This window comes from Nocardioides rubriscoriae (assembly GCF_008087085.1).
Taxonomy (GTDB): domain Bacteria; phylum Actinomycetota; class Actinomycetes; order Propionibacteriales; family Nocardioidaceae; genus Nocardioides; species Nocardioides rubriscoriae.
Map to the genome: position 1 here is coordinate 421,747 of NZ_VIYJ01000002.1, position 16,497 is coordinate 438,243.

The 16,497-nt window shown below is 72.5% G+C and carries 18 protein-coding genes; 10 read left to right on the forward strand and 8 right to left on the reverse strand.

Annotated elements, in window-relative coordinates; genetic code table 11:
- Positions 1 to 39: 39 nt before the first annotated feature.
- Positions 40 to 1,044, forward strand: a complete 1,005-nt coding sequence (locus FZC61_RS05350) for an alpha/beta fold hydrolase (RefSeq protein ID WP_148613091.1) — start codon at positions 40 to 42, stop codon at positions 1,042 to 1,044.
- A 19-nt stretch (positions 1,045 to 1,063) separates the two neighbouring features.
- On the opposite strand, the gene FZC61_RS05355 is transcribed toward FZC61_RS05350, so the two are convergent.
- Positions 1,064 to 1,765, reverse strand: coding sequence for a type III secretion system chaperone family protein (locus FZC61_RS05355; protein ID WP_148613092.1), 702 nt, complete (start codon positions 1,763 to 1,765; stop codon positions 1,064 to 1,066).
- 61 nt (positions 1,766 to 1,826) lie between these two features.
- Positions 1,827 to 2,648 (reverse strand): crotonase/enoyl-CoA hydratase family protein, encoded by an 822-nt coding sequence (locus FZC61_RS05360; protein WP_148613093.1) that lies wholly within the window; start codon positions 2,646 to 2,648, stop codon positions 1,827 to 1,829.
- A gap of 47 nt (positions 2,649 to 2,695) precedes the next feature.
- On the opposite strand from FZC61_RS05360, the gene FZC61_RS05365 reads away from it, so the two are divergent.
- The 3 genes from FZC61_RS05365 to FZC61_RS05375 all read left to right on the forward strand — a co-directional run bounded on the left by FZC61_RS05365 (position 2,696) and on the right by FZC61_RS05375 (position 6,521).
- Positions 2,696 to 4,336: an acyl-CoA synthetase gene (locus FZC61_RS05365; RefSeq protein ID WP_148613094.1), complete on the forward strand. Its 1,641-nt coding sequence runs from the start codon at positions 2,696 to 2,698 to the stop codon at positions 4,334 to 4,336.
- Entirely contained in the window at positions 4,336 to 5,439 is a 1,104-nt protein-coding gene (locus tag FZC61_RS05370; RefSeq protein ID WP_148613095.1) for an NAD(P)H-dependent flavin oxidoreductase, read from the forward strand. Before FZC61_RS05365 ends, FZC61_RS05370 begins: the two co-directional genes overlap by 1 nt.
- Positions 5,440 to 5,525: 86 nt before the next feature.
- The gene (locus FZC61_RS05375) at positions 5,526 to 6,521 is read left to right on the forward strand and encodes a beta-carotene 15,15'-dioxygenase, Brp/Blh family (RefSeq protein ID WP_148613096.1); all 996 of its coding nucleotides are present in this window, start codon (positions 5,526 to 5,528) and stop codon (positions 6,519 to 6,521) included.
- On the opposite strand, the gene FZC61_RS05380 is transcribed toward FZC61_RS05375, so the two are convergent.
- The 4 genes from FZC61_RS05380 to FZC61_RS05395 form a co-directional block, all read right to left on the reverse strand.
- A complete protein-coding gene (locus FZC61_RS05380; protein WP_148613097.1) occupies positions 6,474 to 6,809 on the reverse strand; it encodes a lycopene cyclase domain-containing protein in 336 nt (111 codons plus the stop codon). The two genes, FZC61_RS05375 and FZC61_RS05380, sit on opposite strands and share 48 nt — an antisense overlap.
- Positions 6,806 to 7,204 (reverse strand): lycopene cyclase domain-containing protein, encoded by a 399-nt coding sequence (locus FZC61_RS05385; RefSeq protein ID WP_211357104.1) that lies wholly within the window; start codon positions 7,202 to 7,204, stop codon positions 6,806 to 6,808. Before FZC61_RS05385 ends, FZC61_RS05380 begins: the two co-directional genes overlap by 4 nt.
- 34 nt (positions 7,205 to 7,238) lie before the next feature.
- Positions 7,239 to 8,282 (reverse strand): polyprenyl synthetase family protein, encoded by a 1,044-nt coding sequence (locus FZC61_RS05390; RefSeq protein ID WP_148613098.1) that lies wholly within the window; start codon positions 8,280 to 8,282, stop codon positions 7,239 to 7,241.
- Between the two features lie 124 nt (positions 8,283 to 8,406).
- Positions 8,407 to 9,225, reverse strand: a complete 819-nt coding sequence (locus FZC61_RS05395; protein WP_246142541.1) for an alpha/beta fold hydrolase — start codon at positions 9,223 to 9,225, stop codon at positions 8,407 to 8,409.
- 34 nt (positions 9,226 to 9,259) lie between these two features.
- On the opposite strand from FZC61_RS05395, the gene FZC61_RS05400 reads away from it, so the two are divergent.
- A complete protein-coding gene (locus FZC61_RS05400) occupies positions 9,260 to 9,925 on the forward strand; it encodes an SDR family oxidoreductase (RefSeq protein WP_148613100.1) in 666 nt (221 codons plus the stop codon).
- Positions 9,922 to 10,485, forward strand: a complete 564-nt coding sequence (locus FZC61_RS05405) for a GNAT family N-acetyltransferase (RefSeq protein ID WP_211357105.1) — start codon at positions 9,922 to 9,924, stop codon at positions 10,483 to 10,485. Before FZC61_RS05400 ends, FZC61_RS05405 begins: the two co-directional genes overlap by 4 nt.
- Positions 10,486 to 10,640: 155 nt before the next feature.
- Here FZC61_RS05405 and FZC61_RS05410 read toward each other — a convergent pair whose 3' ends face one another.
- Both FZC61_RS05410 and FZC61_RS05415 read right to left on the reverse strand, forming a co-directional pair.
- The gene (locus FZC61_RS05410; RefSeq protein WP_148613101.1) at positions 10,641 to 11,714 is read right to left on the reverse strand and encodes an acyl-CoA dehydrogenase family protein; all 1,074 of its coding nucleotides are present in this window, start codon (positions 11,712 to 11,714) and stop codon (positions 10,641 to 10,643) included.
- Positions 11,715 to 11,796: 82 nt separating this feature from the next.
- Positions 11,797 to 12,993 (reverse strand): acyl-CoA dehydrogenase family protein, encoded by a 1,197-nt coding sequence (locus tag FZC61_RS05415; RefSeq protein WP_148613102.1) that lies wholly within the window; start codon positions 12,991 to 12,993, stop codon positions 11,797 to 11,799.
- Between the two features lie 46 nt (positions 12,994 to 13,039).
- On the opposite strand from FZC61_RS05415, the gene FZC61_RS05420 reads away from it, so the two are divergent.
- From FZC61_RS05420 to FZC61_RS05435, 4 genes are all read left to right on the forward strand, one after another.
- On the forward strand, positions 13,040 to 14,185 hold the full coding sequence (locus FZC61_RS05420) for a 3-ketosteroid-9-alpha-monooxygenase, oxygenase component (protein ID WP_148613103.1): 1,146 nt from the start codon (positions 13,040 to 13,042) through the stop codon (positions 14,183 to 14,185).
- A 2-nt stretch (positions 14,186 to 14,187) separates the two neighbouring features.
- Positions 14,188 to 14,487, forward strand: a complete 300-nt coding sequence (locus FZC61_RS05425) for a hypothetical protein (protein WP_148613104.1) — start codon at positions 14,188 to 14,190, stop codon at positions 14,485 to 14,487.
- A 46-nt stretch (positions 14,488 to 14,533) separates the two neighbouring features.
- Positions 14,534 to 15,634, forward strand: coding sequence for a ferredoxin--NADP reductase (locus FZC61_RS05430; RefSeq protein ID WP_148613105.1), 1,101 nt, complete (start codon positions 14,534 to 14,536; stop codon positions 15,632 to 15,634).
- A gap of 293 nt (positions 15,635 to 15,927) precedes the next feature.
- Entirely contained in the window at positions 15,928 to 16,497 is a 570-nt protein-coding gene (locus FZC61_RS05435; RefSeq protein ID WP_148613106.1) for a hypothetical protein, read from the forward strand.

Consider the following 16,497-nt stretch of genomic DNA (forward strand, 5'->3'; position numbering starts at 1 on the left):
GTGGTCCCGGGCCGACCGGGCAGGTGCCATAGTCGCCTCATGCGCAGCTGGCCGGTCACCGAAGGCGTCCTCGAGCTCGGCGACCTGGAGGTCGAGCGGGGCGGCGTGATCCGCGACGCGCGGCTCGCGTGGCAGGCCCACGGCACGCTCAACGCCGCCAAGGACAACGTGATCGTCCACCCGTGCAGCTACACCGCGACCCACGACGACCTTGCCGAGCTGATCGGCCCCGACCTGGTCCTCGACCCGGAGCGGTGGTTCATCGTCGTGCCCGACATGTTCTCCAACGGGCTGTCGTCCAGCGCCGCGGACATCGAGGACTTCCCGGCGCTGGTCACCGCCGGTGACAACGTGCGCGCCCAGCGCCGGCTGCTCGACGAGCAGTGGGGGATCGACCAGGTCGCCGCCGTCCACGGCTTCTCCATGGGCGCGATCCAGGCCTACCACTGGGCCTCGCTGTTCCCCGACACGGTCGAGCGCGCGATCGTGGTGTGCGGCAGCGCGCGCACCGCACCCCACAACAAGGTGTTCCTGTCCGGGCTGCTGCGCATCCTGGAGGCCGCGCCCGAGCACCTCGGCGGTGGCCGGTTCTCGGCCGAGCCGGTGGCGGCCCTGCGCGCCTTCGGCCACGTCTACGCCGGCTGGGGGCTGAGCCAGGACTTCTACCGCGAGGAGCTGTGGCGCACGGTGCTCGGGGCGCCCGACCTCGAGACCTACCTGCGCGACGACTGGGAGGCCGGCTTCGCGGACTGCCGGGCGGCCAACCTGTACGCCCAGGCGATGACGTGGTCCGAGGCCGACATCAGCCTCGGTGGTGACCTGCCGGCCGCCCTGGCCGCGATCCGTGCCCGGGTGCTGCTGATGCCGAGCGAGACCGACCTCTACTTCCGCGTCGCTGACAATGCCGCCGAGCTGCCGCACCTGGCCTCGGCCGAGCTGCTGCCGATCCCGGGCATCTGGGGGCACCGGGCCGGCAGCCCCGCCGGTCTGCCCGACGAGCTCGACTTCGTGCGCACCGCCGTACGCCGCTGGCTCGACGCCTGACCGGCCGCCGCCACCGAGCTCAGCGCGGCGCCTCGCCACCGCCCAGCCGCTGCCAGACGACGGGCGGGACCCGGTCGAGGATCGCCTTCATCGAGGCCAGCACGGCGTCGATCTCACCGGGGGAGTGCTGGCCGCTGCGGAACATCAGCAGCGAGTCGCCCTGCAACCGCCAGGCGCGGTCCTGGTAGGCCGCGAGCATGGCCCGCAGGTCGGGGTGCAGGACGTCGCGGGCCAGCTCCGGACTGTCGGTGCGCACCAGGAACAGGTCGTCGAAGACGGGGTCGCCGATCGCGAGGTCGTGGCCGAGGAGCCCGTGGAAGAACTTCGCGAGACCGCGCGTGGGGGCGACCTGCAACATCGGCACCGGCTGTCGCAGGCCGCCGAGGTGCATGGTCACCACCGAGCAGCCGTGCCTGGTCGAGTCGTCGCCCGAGCCCGTCGTGTAGTGGTAGTCGAACGCCAGGAAGGCCCGACCCTCGTAGGTGCCCTCGACGACGTTGGTCGCGCTGCGGGCGTGGCCGCGGCCGAACGGGTCGCCGGGGAAACGGTCCTCCAGCCCGGTGCCGTCGGGGCGGTAGCGCCACTCGCGCTGGGCGGCGTACGACGCCAGGGTGTCCATCCGCCGTTGCCGGGCACGCACCGAGGCCACGATCGCGACCACCACCAGGGCGATGAAGGCGAGCGGGACGAGCAGGCACGCCGCGCCGACGAGCAGGTCCATGTCAGTCTCGCTCCCTCGGGCCGGGTCCCGGGGACAGCCTAGGTCGGCGGCGGGCCGTCGGTCAGCGCCCCTTGAACTCCGGCTTGCGCTTCTCCAGGAACGCGCGCGGGCCCTCCTTGGCGTCGTCGGAGGCGAAGACCGCGGCCCCCACGCGGGCATCGTCGGCCCAGCAGTCCTCCTCGTGCTTGCCCTCGGAGTCACGCATGGTCTTGAGGATCGCCTGCACGGCCAGGGGGCCGTTGGCGCTGATGGCGTCGGCGATCTCGCGCGCCTTGGCCAGCGCCTGGCCGTCGGGGACGACGTGGCCGATGAGGCCGAGCTCCTTGGCCTCGGGGGCCAGCAGGGTGCGTCCGGTGAGCAGCAGCTCGGCGGCCACGGTGTAGGGGATCTGGCGGGGGAGTCGGACCGCGGAGCCGCCCATCGGGTAGAGCGACCAGCGCGCCTCGGCGACGCCGAACTTGGCCGACTCGCCGGCGACGCGGATGTCGGTGCCCTGCAGGATCTCGGTGCCGCCGGCGATCGCCGGACCCTCGACCGCGGCGATGAGGGGCTTGGTGAGCCGGAAGCCCTTGAGCAGGCCCTTGATGACGCTGGGGTCGAACTCGCCGGACTCGAAGCTCTCCGAGGGCGGCTTGGCGTCGGCGGTCCTGAGGTCCATCCCGGCGCAGAAGTAGCCGCCCGCGCCGGTGAGGATGCAGACCCGGATCTCGGGGTCGTCGTTGACCCGGTCCCAGGCGTCCTCCATGATCCGCAGCATCTCGCTCGAGAGCGCGTTGCGGCGCTCGGGACGGTTCATCGTCACGACGAGCGTGTGCCCGTCCTGCTCGACGAGGCAGTCGGGAGTGGTCCGCTCGACGGTCGGTGCGCCGGTTGCTTCAGCCATGGCGCGGACGCTAGCGAAAAAGTGGAACGTGTTCTAGTCTCGCCGCTGTGGCCAAGAACATCGCAGACCTCTTCGAGCACGCCGTCGACGCCGTCCCGGACAACCCTGCGGTCAAGGTCGGCGACCGCGTCGCGACGTACGCCGACCTCGAGCGCGACGCCAACCGGCTGGCCCACTACCTGACCTCCCAGGGGGTCGGGCCGGGCGACCACGTCGCGGTCTACGCCAAGAACAGCATCGAGCACGTGGTCGCCGTGCTGGCCGTGGTCAAGATCCGCGCGGTCAACATCAACGTCAACTACCGCTACGTCGAGGGCGAGCTCAACTACCTGTTCGACAACGCCGACGTCGTGGCCCTGATCCACGAGCGCACCTACGCGCCGCTGGTCGCCGCCTGCGCGCCGCAGCACGCCAAGCTCAAGACCTTCGTCGTGGTGCCCGACGTCGTGGAGCCCGACGACGAGTCCGACGTCTCGTCCTACGGCGGCGTGCTGTACGCCGACGCGCTCGCGGGGCAGAGCGCGGAGCGCGACTTCGGCCCGCGCAGCGCCGACGACGTCCACATCATCTACACCGGCGGCACCACCGGCTTCCCCAAGGGCGTCATGTGGCGCCACGAGGACTTCTGGCGCGTGCTGGGTGGTGGCATCGACTTCCACTCCGGAGTGGCGCTCGACGAGATGGACCAGTCCCGGCAGGCCGTCGAGCCGCGGATGGTCACCTTCCCGATGAGCCCGCTGATGCACGGCGGCGCGCAGGCCGGCCTGCTCATGCACCTGTTCGCCGGCCACCTGACCGTGCTCGAGCCCAAGTTCGACGCCCAGCGGGTGTGGGAGGTCATCGAGCGCGACAAGGTGCAGCTGATCTTCATGACCGGGGACGCGATGGCGCGGCCGCTGATCGAGGAGTACGAGCGGGCCCTCGCCACCGACCGCCCCTACGACGCCTCGAGCCTGTTCGTGATCAGCAGCAGCGCCGCCATCTTCAGCGCGTCGGTCAAGCAGCGCTGGATGGCGGCCTTCCCGAACGGCATCTTCACCGATTCCGTCGGCGCGTCCGAGACCGGCTTCCAGGGCATGGGCATGCAGGACAAGGACAACATCAGCACCGACGGCCCCGTCGTCGGGCTCGGCCCCAACAGCGTCGTGCTCGACGACGACAACCGTCCGATGGACCTCGCCACCAGCGTCGGCAGGGTCGGCCGCCTGGGCCGCGGCGGGTCGGTGCCGATCGGCTACTACAAGGACCCCGAGAAGTCGGCCCAGACCTTCCTCGAGGTCGACGGCGAGCGCTACTCCGTGCCCGGTGACTTCGCCCGTGTGGAGACCGAGGGCCGGGTGACCCTGCTGGGCCGCGGGTCCAACTGCATCAACACCGGCGGCGAGAAGGTCTACCCCGAGGAGGTCGAGATGGCCATCAAGGCTCACCCGGCCGTCTACGACTGCCTGGTCGTCGGGCTGCCCGACGACACCTACGGCCAGACCGTCGCCGCCGTCGTCCAGCCCCGCGAGGGGGCGAGCGTCGAGCTCGAGGAGCTGCGCACCTTCCTGCGCACGTCGTTGTCCGGCTACAAGCTGCCTCGCCAGCTCACCCTGGTGCCCGAGATCCCGCGCAACGCGACGGGCAAGGCGCAGTACCCGCGGGCCAAGGAGCTGGCCCTGCAGTCCAAAGAAGGAGCACCTGCCTGATGCGTACGCCGATCTGTGACGAGTTCGGGATCGAGTACCCGATCCTCGCCTTCACCCCCTCCGAGCACGTCGCCGCGGCCGTGTCGCGCGCCGGCGGCCTCGGGGTGCTGGGGTGCGTCCGGTTCAACGACACCGAGGAGCTCGAGCGGGTCCTGACCTGGCTCGACGACAACACCGACGGCAAGCCGTACGGCGTCGACATCGTGATGCCGATGAAGGTCCCGACCGAGGGCACCTCGACGGACCTGTCGGCCTACATCCCCGACGAGCACCGCAGGTTCGTCGACGAGACCCTGCTCAAGCTCGGCGTCCCGCCGCTGCCCGAGGGCGAGGGGCGCGACGGCGTGCTCGGCTGGCTGCACTCGGTGGCCCGCTCCCACCTCGACGTCGCCCTGCAGCACCGTCCGGTCTTCATCGCCAACGCGCTGGGCTCACCGCCGGTCGACGTCATCGAGAAGTGCCACGAGCACGGCATCAAGATCGGTGCTCTCGCGGGTGCGGCCAAGCACGCGCTGAGCCACGTCGCCAACGGCGTCGACATCATCATCGCCCAGGGCTACGAGGCCGGTGGCCACACCGGCGAGGTCGCCTCGATGGTGCTCACCCCCGACGTCGTCGACGCCGTGGGCCCCGACGTCCCGGTGCTCGGCGCCGGCGGCATCGGCTCGGGGCGCCAGATCGCCGCCTCGCTGGCGCTGGGCGCGCAGGGCGTCTGGATGGGCTCGCTGTGGCTCGGCACCGAGGAGTACCGCCAGATGGGCACCGGCAACAGCGAGGCCTGGGAGACCGCCTTCACCCGCGCCACCTCCAGCGACACCGTGCGCACCCGCGTCTACACCGGCAAGCCCGCGCGGCTGCTCAAGACCAAGTGGACCGAGGCCTGGGCCGAGGAGGGTGCTCCGTCCCCGCTGCCGATGCCGCTGCAGAACCTCCTGGTCGCCGACGCCCACAACCGGATCTCGGCGTCCAACGACCCCGACGTCATCTCGATGCCCGTGGGCCAGGTCGTCGGTCGGATGAACGAGGTGCGGCCGGTCGCCGAGGTGATGGCCGACCTGGTGCGCGAGTTCGAGGAGACCGTCAGCCGCCTGGAGAAGTACTAGTCGTCCCCGTGCGCGGACCCGGGCCCGCCCCCGAAGGGGTGTGCGAGCCCGGGTCCCGTGCGTCTGGGTCTCGGTAGGATCGGGTCGTGGTGGTCACGGCGCAGACGGGTCAGGTGCGGGCTGCGGCCCGCGACCTCGACGTCGCTGCCTGGGTGTCGTGGGGAGTGGTCGCCGCGGTCGCTGCGAGCAGCGTCGTCCTGCGCGTGCTCGACGTCGACTGGTCGGGCGCGCAGACCGCGCTCGTCGTCGGCGGGCTGCTCGTCGCGCTGCCGCACGGCGCCGTCGACCACCTCGCCCCGCGCTGGCGCGAGTCCCGGCGCACGGTCCCGCTGGTCCCGTTGATGCTGGGGTACGCCGCCCTGGCGGCCGTGGCGTGGGCGGTCCTGCGCACCTGGCCCCTGTTCGGGCTCGTGGTGCTGCTGGTGCTCTCGGTGGTGCACTTCGGCTTCGGTGAGGCGACGTTCCACACCCTGCGCAGCGGACCCGCCCCGGGGTCCGCCCTCCGCGCGGCCGGGCTCGGGGTCGGGCTCGTGGCGGTGCTGCTGCCGATCCTGACGCACGCCCGCGAGGCGGCGCCCTACCTCCACGTTATGGCGCCGGGCTGGGACGGCCGGCTGGGCCCGGCGTGGGAGGCCGCCCTCGTCGCGGCCGTGCTGGCCGTCGCACTGCTCACCGCGCTCGCGGCCCTGCTGTGCGGGCACCGCGTCGTGGCCGCCGAGGTCGTCCTGCTGGTCGTCCTGGCCGTGGCGGCACCCCCGGCTGTGGCCGTCGCGACCTACGTCGGCTGGTGGCACGCGGTGCGCCATACGGCCGTGCTGGTCACCGAGGAGCGCGCCGTCACCGGGTCCCGCGCGCTGCGGTCGCTGGCCGTGCGGGCCGCGGCGCCCACCCTCGCGGCCGCGCTGACCCTCGCCGGGCTGTGGTGGTGGGCGGGCGGCGACGCGCTGAGCTTCGTGTCGGAGCAGATCTGGCTGCTGGCGGCGCTGACCGTCCCCCACGGGCTCGTCGTCGCCTGGCTCGACCGGACCCGGGCCTCAGACCTCGTCGGCGTCGCGACGCCGGCCCAGCCAGACCCACACTGAGCAGCTGGTCAGCACCAGCGCGAACCCGAACGCGAGGTCCTCGACGGGCGCGTAGAAGAGCCGGCCGTTGCCGATGAAGCTCACCTGCGCGTCGCCGAGGATCGCTCCGGGGTCGTAGCGGACGATGCCACGGCCGGTGAGCCACCCGTTGGTCAGCAGCTGGAAGAACACCACGATGCCGTACGCCGTCCACCACGCCGCCGTGGCGGTCAGCCGGGTCCGGACCAGCATCTGATCGAGCACGACGGCCAGCAGGACCATCACCACGGCGACCGCGGTGTAGGTCATCGGGCCACCTCGCGGTCCGGACGCCGGTCCCGGCGCTGGTCATGACCGCCGACGTCACGCGGGGCACGACGGGCGTCACGGGCGCGGCGCACCACGCGGACGGACTCGTAGGTGAGCACCGAGACCAGCGGGATGACGACGAAGAAGGCGACCTCCTCGAGCGGGAGGCCGGCGACGCGCCAGGGCAGGGTCTGTGCCGGGTCGAAGCTCCAGTGCCCCAGGTCGGTCGCACGCACGTCCCACAGCAGGAACGGCGACCCCGCGAGGAGGATCGTCAGCACCAGGCGGCGTGGCTGCTGGAGCACCTTGACCCGGAAGGCGGGCACCAGCGGGAGCGTGCCGGCCAGGCAGAAGGCCAGCATCGCGACGTAGGACCAGTGCGGCAGGGAGCTCATGTCGGCCGCACCGGCTGGCTCGCCGCGTCGGGGCTCACACCGCGACCTCGTGGCTGTCGGCCAGGCCCACGGGGAGCATCGTGACGGCCTCGAGCAGGTCGGCGGAGATGCCGAGCTCCTCGACGACCGCCCGGGCCGCCTCGCGGTGGGCGGCGGCGAGGTCCTCGACGAAGCGCCGCGAACCCGAGTCGGTGAGCAGCCGCCGGGCCTCGGACAGCTCGTCCTGGGTCAGCTCGCGCCCGACGTACGACGCGATGTGCACCCACTCGGGGGTGGAGCGCGCGTGGGCGAGCAGGGGGGTCTGCTTGCCGGCCCGCAGGTCACTCGTGGCGCTCTTGCCGGTGCGGACCGGGTCGCCGAACACGCCGAGGAGGTCGTCGACCAGCTGGAAGGCGACGCCCAGCATCCGGCCTGCCTCACCCAGGCGCTCGACGGTGGTGTCGTCGGCGCCCGCGAGCACGGCTCCGGCCTGCAGCGGCAGGGCGAAGGAGTAGGCGCTGGTCTTCTGCTCCTCCATCGCCAGGCTCTCGGCCAGCGACGCGGCCCCGCTGCGCAGCGAGAGCCGCACGTCGGCGAGCTCGCCCGCCGCGGTGGTGTGCAGGGCGGCGTCGAAGAGGTCGAGGAGCCGGTGGGTCACCGCGGGGGAGGCCCCGCAGGTGGCGACGGCGCGGATCGCCGCGGCGAGCGCCAGATCGCCGGCCAGGATACCGGCGGTGCGGCCCAGGTGGAGGGCTTGGTCGAGCGTCGCCCCGCCGGCGAGCGCCCCGGCGCAGACGGTGCCGTTGACGTTGGGCCGCCCGCGGCGCACGTCGTCGCCGTCGATGACGTCGTCGTGGACGACCAGCGCCGTGTGGAGGAGCTCGACGGCCGCCCCGGTGACAGCAGCCGCCGACCCTGCGCCGCCGCCCAGGGCGTCGTGGGTGGCGACGACCAGTGCGGGACGGAAGCGCTTGCCGCCCTCGGTCGCCGAGATGAGGGCGTCCCACAGGCGGGCGTGGTCGGGGTCGGTGGCCCGCGCGCGCGCCCGGCCCTGCGCCAGCAGCCTCTGCAGGGCCTGGTCGGTGGTGGGTGAGCTCACTGGTACTCCAACCTGAAGGCAGGCGCGGCATCAAAGTTGTGCAAGTTGGACCTTACCGCAGCGTGCCCTGCACCAGGGGGCCCCGAGCACACCCCGAGGGGGAGGGGCCCGCACCCGCTGCGGGTCAGCCCGAGCGCGGTCCGAGGAAGACCCGCAGCGCGGAGACGAACGCCGCCGGCTGCTCGGAGTGGACCCAGTGCCCGGCGTCTTTGATGGTCACCAGGGTGGTGCGGGGGAAGTAGCGGCGCATGGTCGCGGCGTGCTCGGGCCGGACGTACGGCGACCGCGCGCCCGCCAGCCACAGCACCGGGTGGTCGAAGGTCGCCTCGCCCAGCGCGGCGTCGGGGAACGCGGCGATCGTCGGCAGGTCGCGGCGCAGCAGCGCGAGGTGGGCCTGCCAGCGCCAGCCGGCGTCGGCCGCCGGGTCGGAGCGGAGGTTCTGCAGCAGGAACCCGCGCACGCGCTCGTCGGGGATCGGGCCGGCCAGCAGGCGGTCGGCGTCGTCGCGGCGGTGCACCTGCGTCAGGTCGAGGCCGGCCAGGCTGTCGAGCAGGTGGCCGAACTCGCTCTCACCGTCGCTGAGCACGGGGGAGATGTCGACGACGACCAGACGGCGCACGAGGTCGGGGTGGCGCAGCGCGAGCACCATCGCCACCTTGCCCCCCATCGAGTGGCCGACCAGGTGCACCGGCCCGCCGGACCGCGGGTCGGCGTACCCCGCCCGCAGGGCCTCGGCGACGGCGTCGGCCATCGCGAGGTAGTCGACGCGCTCGGTCCACCCGGAGCGGCCGTGGTCGGGCAGGTCGACGAGCAGCGAGCGCAGGTCGGGCTCGAGGGCCTTGGCGACCTGCGTGAAGTTGCGGCCCTGGCCGAACAGGCCGTGGAGGAAGACCACGCGCTCCCCGGTGGTGCCGACCTCGGTGGTGTGCAGCGCGACGGTCACGCTGACCAGGCTAGGAGATCGCTACGGTGGGCCCATGACTGGCAGCGCGATCATCACCGGGGCCGGACCCGGCGTCAGTGGCTCGTTCGCCCGGCTGCTCGCCGCCGAGGGGCGTCCCGTCGGGCTGCTGGGCGTCGACCGTGCGCAGGTCCAGGCGCTCGCCGACGAGCTGCGCGCCGGTGGCGCGACCGTCGCCACGGCGTACGCCGACCTCACCGACGTCGACGCGGCCACCGCCGCGGTGCAGGAGCTCGCGAGCGGCCTGGGTGGCGTGGTCGACCTGCTCCACTTCAACCCCAGCGCCTTCCGCGAGAAGGACCCGCTGGAGCTGAGCGTCGCCGAGCTGCTCGACGACATAGCGCTCGGGGTCGGGGCGCTGCTCACCGTCGTGCAGGCGGCGCGGCCGTTCCTGCGCGAGGGCAGCCGGGTCACCGTGACCGGCAGCATGGCCGCCGACCAGCCCTGGAACCGGGCCGCGTCGCTCGGCGTGCAGAAGGCCGGGGTGCGCAACCTCGTGCACAGCCTCGACGCGACCCTGAAGGGCGACGGCATCCGGGCGGTCTCGGTCACGGTGCGCGGCAGCCTGTCGCGCGAGGGCGCCTTCACCCCCGACCGGGTCGCGCAGGCCCTGAGGACGGCGCTCGACCAGCCGGCCGACACCTGGCGCACCGAGATCCCCTACGACGGCACGCTCGCGTGACCACCTGGCCGGTGGCCAGCGAGCGCCTCGCCCTGCGCCCGGCGACCCCGGACGACGCCCACGACCTGTGGCGGATCCGCAGCACCCCGGGCGTCTCCGACTGGCTCACCCGGGTCCCCGGGTCCGAGGCGGAGGAGACCGCACGTCTCGCGGAGCCCGACCGGCTCGCGCGCACGGTCGTGCTCGAGCGCGACGGCCGGGCCGTGGGCGATCTGATGCTCCTGGTGCACGACGCCTACGCCCAGGCCGAGGTGGCCGACCTGGCCGTCGACCGCCAGGCCGAGATCGGCTGGGTGCTCGACCCGGCCCACCGCGGCGAGGGCCTGGCCACCGAGGCGGTCCGCGCGCTGCTCGGTGTCTGCTTCGACGGCCTCGGGCTGCACCGCGTCACGGCCGGGTGCATGGCGGCCAACACCGCGTCGTGGCGGCTGATGGAGCGCGTCGGCATGCGCCGCGAGGCCCACACCGTGCGCTCCGGCCTGCACCGCGACGGCACCTGGCAGGACGGCTACACCTACGCCCTGCTCGCCGACGAGTGGCGCGCGTCGCGATCGTTGTAGGACTCACCCGACCGCAGCGGCAGCGCGAGGTGACCCGTGCCTGCGGCCGGAAGGTCTCGTGACGGTTGCCAGGGCAACCTCCTCGACCGACGTGGGGTGACGTCGGTCGGGGAACTCCCGGCTGGGCGAGAACCTCCGCGACCGACCTGTGATGCTCAGACCGGCTCGCTCGCCAGCACCCGCCCGACGGCCAGGGCCTGCTCGGTGGCGCCGCCGAGGAGGAACTCGAAGCGCTTGGCCGAGGTGAAGTAGCGGTGGGCCTCGCCGTCGAGGTCGATGCCGACGCCGCCGTGCACGTGCACGGTGGTGTGGGCCAGACGGTGCCCGGCGTCGGCGGCCCAGAGCTTGGCGGTCGCGACCTCGGTCTCCGCGGGCAGGCCCTCGCTGAGGCGCCACACGGCCTGCCACAGCGTGAGGCGCTGGGCCAGGACGTCGATGTAGCCGTCGGCCAGGCGCTGCGAGACGGCCTGGAACGTGCCGATCGGGCGTCCGAACTGCTCGCGGGTCTTGGCGTACGACGCGGTCAGGTGCAGCGCGCCCTCGGTGACGCCGAGCTGCTCGGCGGCCGCGCAGACGGTGAGCAGCTGGCCCAGGCGGGTGACGGCGGCCGGGCCGCCGACCTGCTCGGCCGGGGCGCCGTCGAGGTCGAGACGCACGACCAGGTCGCGGTCGCTGCTGTGGCCCTCGACCACGACCACGCCCTCGGCCGCGGCGTCGAGCAGGAAGACGCCCGTGCCCTCGTCGAGGGAGGCGGTGACGAGGAAGGCCCCGGCCACGCTGCCCGCGCGCACGAGCACCTTGGTGCCGGTGAGGCGGCCGTCGCGGGCGACCACCGTGGGGCGGGCGGGCAGGTGGGAGCGCTCCTCGGCCACGGCGGCGGTGAGGATCGTGCCGGCGCCCAGCCAGCGCTGCTTCTGCTCGTCGGTGCCGAGCTCGGCCAGCAGCAGCGACGCGGGTCCGTGCACGGCGAGCGGCACGGGCGCGACGGTGCGGCCGACCTCGACGAGCACGCGGGCGAGCTCGACCAGGCCGAGCCCGGCGCCGCCGTGGGCCTCGGGCAGGGCCAGCGAGGTGAGCCCGGCCTCGTCGAGCTCGCGCCACAGGTCGGCGTCGAAGCGCGACCCGCCGGCCTCGACGGCCTTCTGCCGGTCGTTGGTGGCGCGGTCGCCGAGGATCTGGGCCGCGAGCTGCGCGGCCTCGTCCTGCTCGGGGGTGAAGGAGAAGTCCATGGTGCGTCTCGATTTCTGCTCGTGGTCTCGAGACGGTTGCCAGCGCAACCTCCTCGACCACCGGGTGGTCAGGTCGGATGTGTCAGCGCTTGGCGGCGGGCAGGCCGAGGCCCACGTAGCCGATGATGTCGCGCTGGATCTCGTTGGTGCCGCCGCCGAAGGTCATCACCAGCGACGAGCGGAACATCCGCTCCAGCCGGCCGGCCAGGACGGCGCCCTCGGAGTCGGCGGTCAGCCCGGACATCGGGCCGACGATCTCCATCAGCGAGCGGTAGACCTCGGTGTTGAGCTCGGAGCCGTAGACCTTGATCGCGGAGGCCTCGGCGGGCGAGAGGCCGACACCCGCGTCGGCGTCGGCGGCGAGCTTCCAGTTGAGCAGGGTGAGCGCCTCGACCCGGGCGTGCGCGCGGCCCAGCGCGATCTGCACCCACTCGCTGTCGATGACGCGCTGGCCGTCGGGGTTCTTGGTGTGCTGGGCCCACTCGCGCACGAGCTTGAGGGAGTGGATGGTCGGCGCGGCCGAGGTGAGCGAGACGCGCTCGGCGTTGAGCTGGTCGGTCATCAGGTGCCAGCCGCCGTTGACCTCGCCGACGACGTTGGTGACGGGCACCCGGACGTCCTCGTAGTAGGTGGCGCTGGTGCCGACGCCGGCGACGGTGTGGACCGGTGTGTAGGACACGCCGGGGGCGTCGGCCGGCACCAGGATCATCGACAGGCCCTTGTGGCGGGGCAGGTCGGGGTCGGTGCGGCAGGCCAGCCAGATCCAGTCGGCGTACTGGATCAGCGAGGTCCACATCTTCTGGCCGTTGATGACCCACTCGTCGCCCTCGCGGACGGCCTTGGTCTTCAACGACGCCAGGTCGGTGCCCGAGCCCGGCTCGGAGTAGCCGATCGAGAAGTGCAGCTCGCCGGCGAGGATCTTGGGCAGGAAGAACTCCTTCTGCTCGTCGGTGCCGTAGCGCATGATCGTCGGCCCGACGGTGTTGAGCGTCAGGTAGGGGATCGGCACCCCGGCGACCGCGGCCGCGTCGGTGAAGATCAGCTGCTCGACGACCGAGCGGGCCTGGCCGCCGTACTCCTTCGGCCAGCCGATGCCGAGCCAGCCGTCGCGGCCGACCTGGCGGATGACGTCCTTGTAGACGCTTGCTTCGCCGAACTCACCGAACTCCCCGGTGGCCGAGGCCAGGCCGGCCTTGACCTCGGGGGTGACGAGCTGGGCGAAGTAGTCAGCGAGCTCGGCACGCAGCGCGTGGTGCTCGGGTGCGAGGGCGAGGTGCATGGGCGCCAGACTAGAACGTGTTCTCGTTTTCGGCTAGCCTCTCCCCATGAGCGACGTCCGCACTCTCGACCAGGGCACCGCCCCGGAGCGCTTCGCCCGGGGGTGGCACTGCCTCGGGCTGGCCACCGCGTTCGACGACGGCAAGCCGCACGGCATCGAGGCCTTCGGCACCAAGCTCGTGGTGTGGGCCGATTCCCAGGGCGAGCTGCAGGTCCTCGACGGCTACTGCCGCCACATGGGCGGCGACCTCACCCAGGGCTCGGTCAAGGGTGACGAGGTCGCCTGCCCCTTCCACGACTGGCGCTGGGGCGGCGACGGCCGCTGCAAGGCGATCCCCTACGCGCGCCGCGTCCCGCTGCGCGCGCGCACGCAGAAGTACCCCACCGCCATCCGCAACGGCCAGCTGCTGATCTGGCACGACGTCGAGGGCTCGCCGGCCGACCACGACCTGCTGCCCCCCGAGCTGCCCGGCGTGATGACCGACGCCTACACCGCCTGGGACTGGAACGTCGTCCCGATCGAGGGCTCGCACTGCCGCGAGCTGATCGACAACGTGGTCGACATGGCGCACTTCTACTACGTGCACTTCTCGTTCCCCACGAGCTTCCGCAACGTCTTCGAGGGTCACGTCGCGACCCAGTTCATGGAGTCCAAGGGCCGCCCCGACATGTCGGGCGGCTACGGCGACTCTGACCTGTTCCTGAAGTCCGAGGCGACCTACTACGGGCCGTCGTACATGATCAACTGGCTCGACGTCGACTACAAGGGATTCCAGACCGAGGTCATCCTCATCAACTGCCACATCCCGACCGGCCCCGACTCCTTCACGCTCCAGTACGGTCTGACGGTCAAGAAGCCCGAGGGCCTCGACGACGCCACCGCGCAGTTCATCGCCGACAAGTACGCCGAGATGTTCGGCGGCGGGTTCCTGCAGGACGTGCACATCTGGAAGAACAAGGTCCCCGTCCAGAACCCCCTGCTCTGCGAGGAGGACGGCCCCGTCTACCAGCTGCGCCGCTGGTACGAGCAGTTCTACGTCGACCGCGCCGACGTCACCCCCGAGATGGTCGACCGGTTCGAGTTCGAGGTCGACACGACCAAGGCCAACGAGTTCTGGCAGGACGAGGTCGCCGAGAACCTCCGGCTCAAGGCCGAGGCCGACGAGGCCGCCGGGGTCACGGCGGGGCACTGAGCGTGGCCTCCTTCGTCCCGACCCGCCCCGACACCCTCGTCGACCAGCAGCTCTACACCCAGGCCCGGCAGACCGAGGTCTCCTGCCTGGACTGCCTGGCCCGCGTGGGCGTGAAGAAGAACAGCGAGCACCACACCTCCGTGCAGTGGACGGCCGAGGCCGCCGCGCACTGCCCTGACCTCGCCCGACGCAGCCGGGCCGACGGCCGCAGCGCCCACCCGGCCTGTCCACGCCTCGTCGCCAGCATCGAGGCGGCCGTGCGGGACGGCAGGATCCCGATCGGCGCCGAGGACGGCTACTGAGCCGGGTGCGCCCACCCCGCCCCGTTCCCCACCCTGAGAGAGAACCGTGACGACGCAGTCCTTCGAGCTCGAGGTCGTCGACGTCGTCGAGGAGACGGCCGACGCCCACTCGATCACCTTCCGGGTGCCCGCGGGCGCCGAGGCCGACTTCGCCTTCCGGCCCGGCCAGTTCCTCACCGTGGCCGTGCCCAGCGACGTCACCGGGCTCGCCGCGCGCTGCTACTCGCTGTGCAGCAGCCCCGCCGACGAGAGCGGCACGCTGACGATCGCGGTCAAGCGCACCGCCGACGGCTACGCGTCCAACTGGCTGTGCGACCACCTGCGCGAGGGCGACACCCTGCGGGTGCTGCCCCCGTCGGGCATCTTCACCCCGGCCTCCCTCGACGCCGACCTGCTGCTGTTCGCCGGCGGCAGCGGCGTCACCCCGATCATGTCGATCGCCCGCACCGCGCTGGCCCGGGGGACCGGTCGCATCGTGGTCTTCTACGCCAACCGCGACGAGCGCTCGGTGATCTTCGCCCGCGAGCTCACCGCCCTGGCCGCCGCGCACCCCGACCGGCTGCAGGTCGTGCACTGGCTCGAGTCGGTGCAGGGCCTGCCGACCCCGGAGCAGGTGCGGGCCTTCGCGGCCGACCGGACGTCGTACGACGCCTTCGTGTGCGGGCCGGGCCCGTTCATGAAGATGACCGTCGCGGTGCTCAAGGAGCTCGGGTTCCCCCGCGAGCGCCGCCACCAGGAGAAGTTCGTCTCCCTGGGGGGCAACCCCTTCGGCGACCTGCCGCAGGCCGAGCAGGCGGCCGAGGAGATCGCGGCCGCCGAGGGCGAGGCTCCCGAGCCCGACGGCCGCCCTGACGCTGCCGGCCTCGTGGGCCCGGTGCGGCTCGAGGTCGAGCTCGACGGGGAGACCCACGTCCTCGACGACTGGGACCCCGCCACCCGGATGCTCGACCACCTCGAGGCCCGCGGCATCAAGGCGCCCTCCTCGTGTCGCGAGGGGGAATGCTCGGCGTGCGCTGTGCGGCTGCTCGAGGGCGACGTGACCATGGCGCACAACGACGTGCTCGACGACGAGGACCTCGCCGAGGGCATCCGGCTGGCCTGCCAGGCCACGCCGACCACCCCCGTGGTGCGCGCGACCTACTCCTGATCGGCGACAAAGTCCGGCGAAGTCCTCAAGTCAGACCTTTCGGTCACCGAGGACTAGACCGAGCGGTTCAACGACGCTCGACGAACGGACTAGATCAACAATTCAGTAACATCCAGACGCCGGTCTAGACCGAAAGATCCAAATTCGGGTAACGCTAGGTCAACCTCCGCGCGGTGGGTTTGACTTTGCCCACCGGCCGGTCGGACGGCCCCTCGCCGGGGCCGACGCCGTCCGCCCCCCGTCTCCCTCACGCCCGGGCAGCTGCGCGGCCCACCCACCGGAAAGGAACGCCCATGATCACCACGTTCCTCGTGATCGGACTGGTCGGCGCGGTCGTCCTGGTGGCCTGCGCGGCCGCGCAGCCGGCCGGCGACCGCGGGCTCCAGCGCGGTGCAGCGCGTCGCCGACGCTTCGTCGAGCAGAACCCCACGCACGTCAACTCCCACGACATCCGCACCCAGCTGGTGCGCGACGGGGTCGCACTGTCGCAGGCCCGCTTCATCACCGAGAAGGCCGCCGAGCACGGCATCAAGCCCTTCACGATGTGGCTCTGGGTCCAGCAGTTCGACGCCGAGGCCCTCGGCATCGTCGTGGCCGCCGACCTGTCCCACCGCGACCTGCTCACCCACATCAGCAACGGCACCGTGCCCGACCTCGAGGAGCTCAAGGTCTTCGCGGCGGCCAACGGCCTCCACATCGCCGGACCGCCGGTGCGGACCCCGCGTCGCCGGGTCCTGGTCGACTCGGGGCTCACCGCGCCGCGACGCGTCCCGCTGCCCGCGATCCACGAGCCCGGCAGCTGGCCGGGCGAGCCGCCGACGCCGCCGCGCACCCGCCTCGGTCAGGGTGGCGTCGCGGCCTGA

What these genes read in the sequence shown, in the direction of transcription:
- FZC61_RS05350 (WP_148613091.1), top strand. Translation starts at nt 40, where the DNA reads ATGCGCAGCTGGCCGGTCACCGAAGGCGTCCTCGAGCTCGGCGACCTG.
- FZC61_RS05355 (WP_148613092.1), bottom strand. Translation starts at nt 1,765, where the DNA reads ATGGACCTGCTCGTCGGCGCGGCGTGCCTGCTCGTCCCGCTCGCCTTC.
- FZC61_RS05360 (WP_148613093.1), bottom strand. Translation starts at nt 2,648, where the DNA reads ATGGCTGAAGCAACCGGCGCACCGACCGTCGAGCGGACCACTCCCGAC.
- FZC61_RS05370 (WP_148613095.1), top strand. Translation starts at nt 4,336, where the DNA reads ATGCGTACGCCGATCTGTGACGAGTTCGGGATCGAGTACCCGATCCTC.
- FZC61_RS05380 (WP_148613097.1), bottom strand. Translation starts at nt 6,809, where the DNA reads ATGACCTACACCGCGGTCGCCGTGGTGATGGTCCTGCTGGCCGTCGTG.
- FZC61_RS05385 (WP_211357104.1), bottom strand. Translation starts at nt 7,204, where the DNA reads ATGAGCTCCCTGCCGCACTGGTCCTACGTCGCGATGCTGGCCTTCTGC.
- FZC61_RS05400 (WP_148613100.1), top strand. Translation starts at nt 9,260, where the DNA reads ATGACTGGCAGCGCGATCATCACCGGGGCCGGACCCGGCGTCAGTGGC.
- FZC61_RS05410 (WP_148613101.1), bottom strand. Translation starts at nt 11,714, where the DNA reads ATGGACTTCTCCTTCACCCCCGAGCAGGACGAGGCCGCGCAGCTCGCG.
- FZC61_RS05415 (WP_148613102.1), bottom strand. Translation starts at nt 12,993, where the DNA reads ATGCACCTCGCCCTCGCACCCGAGCACCACGCGCTGCGTGCCGAGCTC.
- FZC61_RS05420 (WP_148613103.1), top strand. Translation starts at nt 13,040, where the DNA reads ATGAGCGACGTCCGCACTCTCGACCAGGGCACCGCCCCGGAGCGCTTC.
- FZC61_RS05435 (WP_148613106.1), top strand. Translation starts at nt 15,928, where the DNA reads ATGATCACCACGTTCCTCGTGATCGGACTGGTCGGCGCGGTCGTCCTG.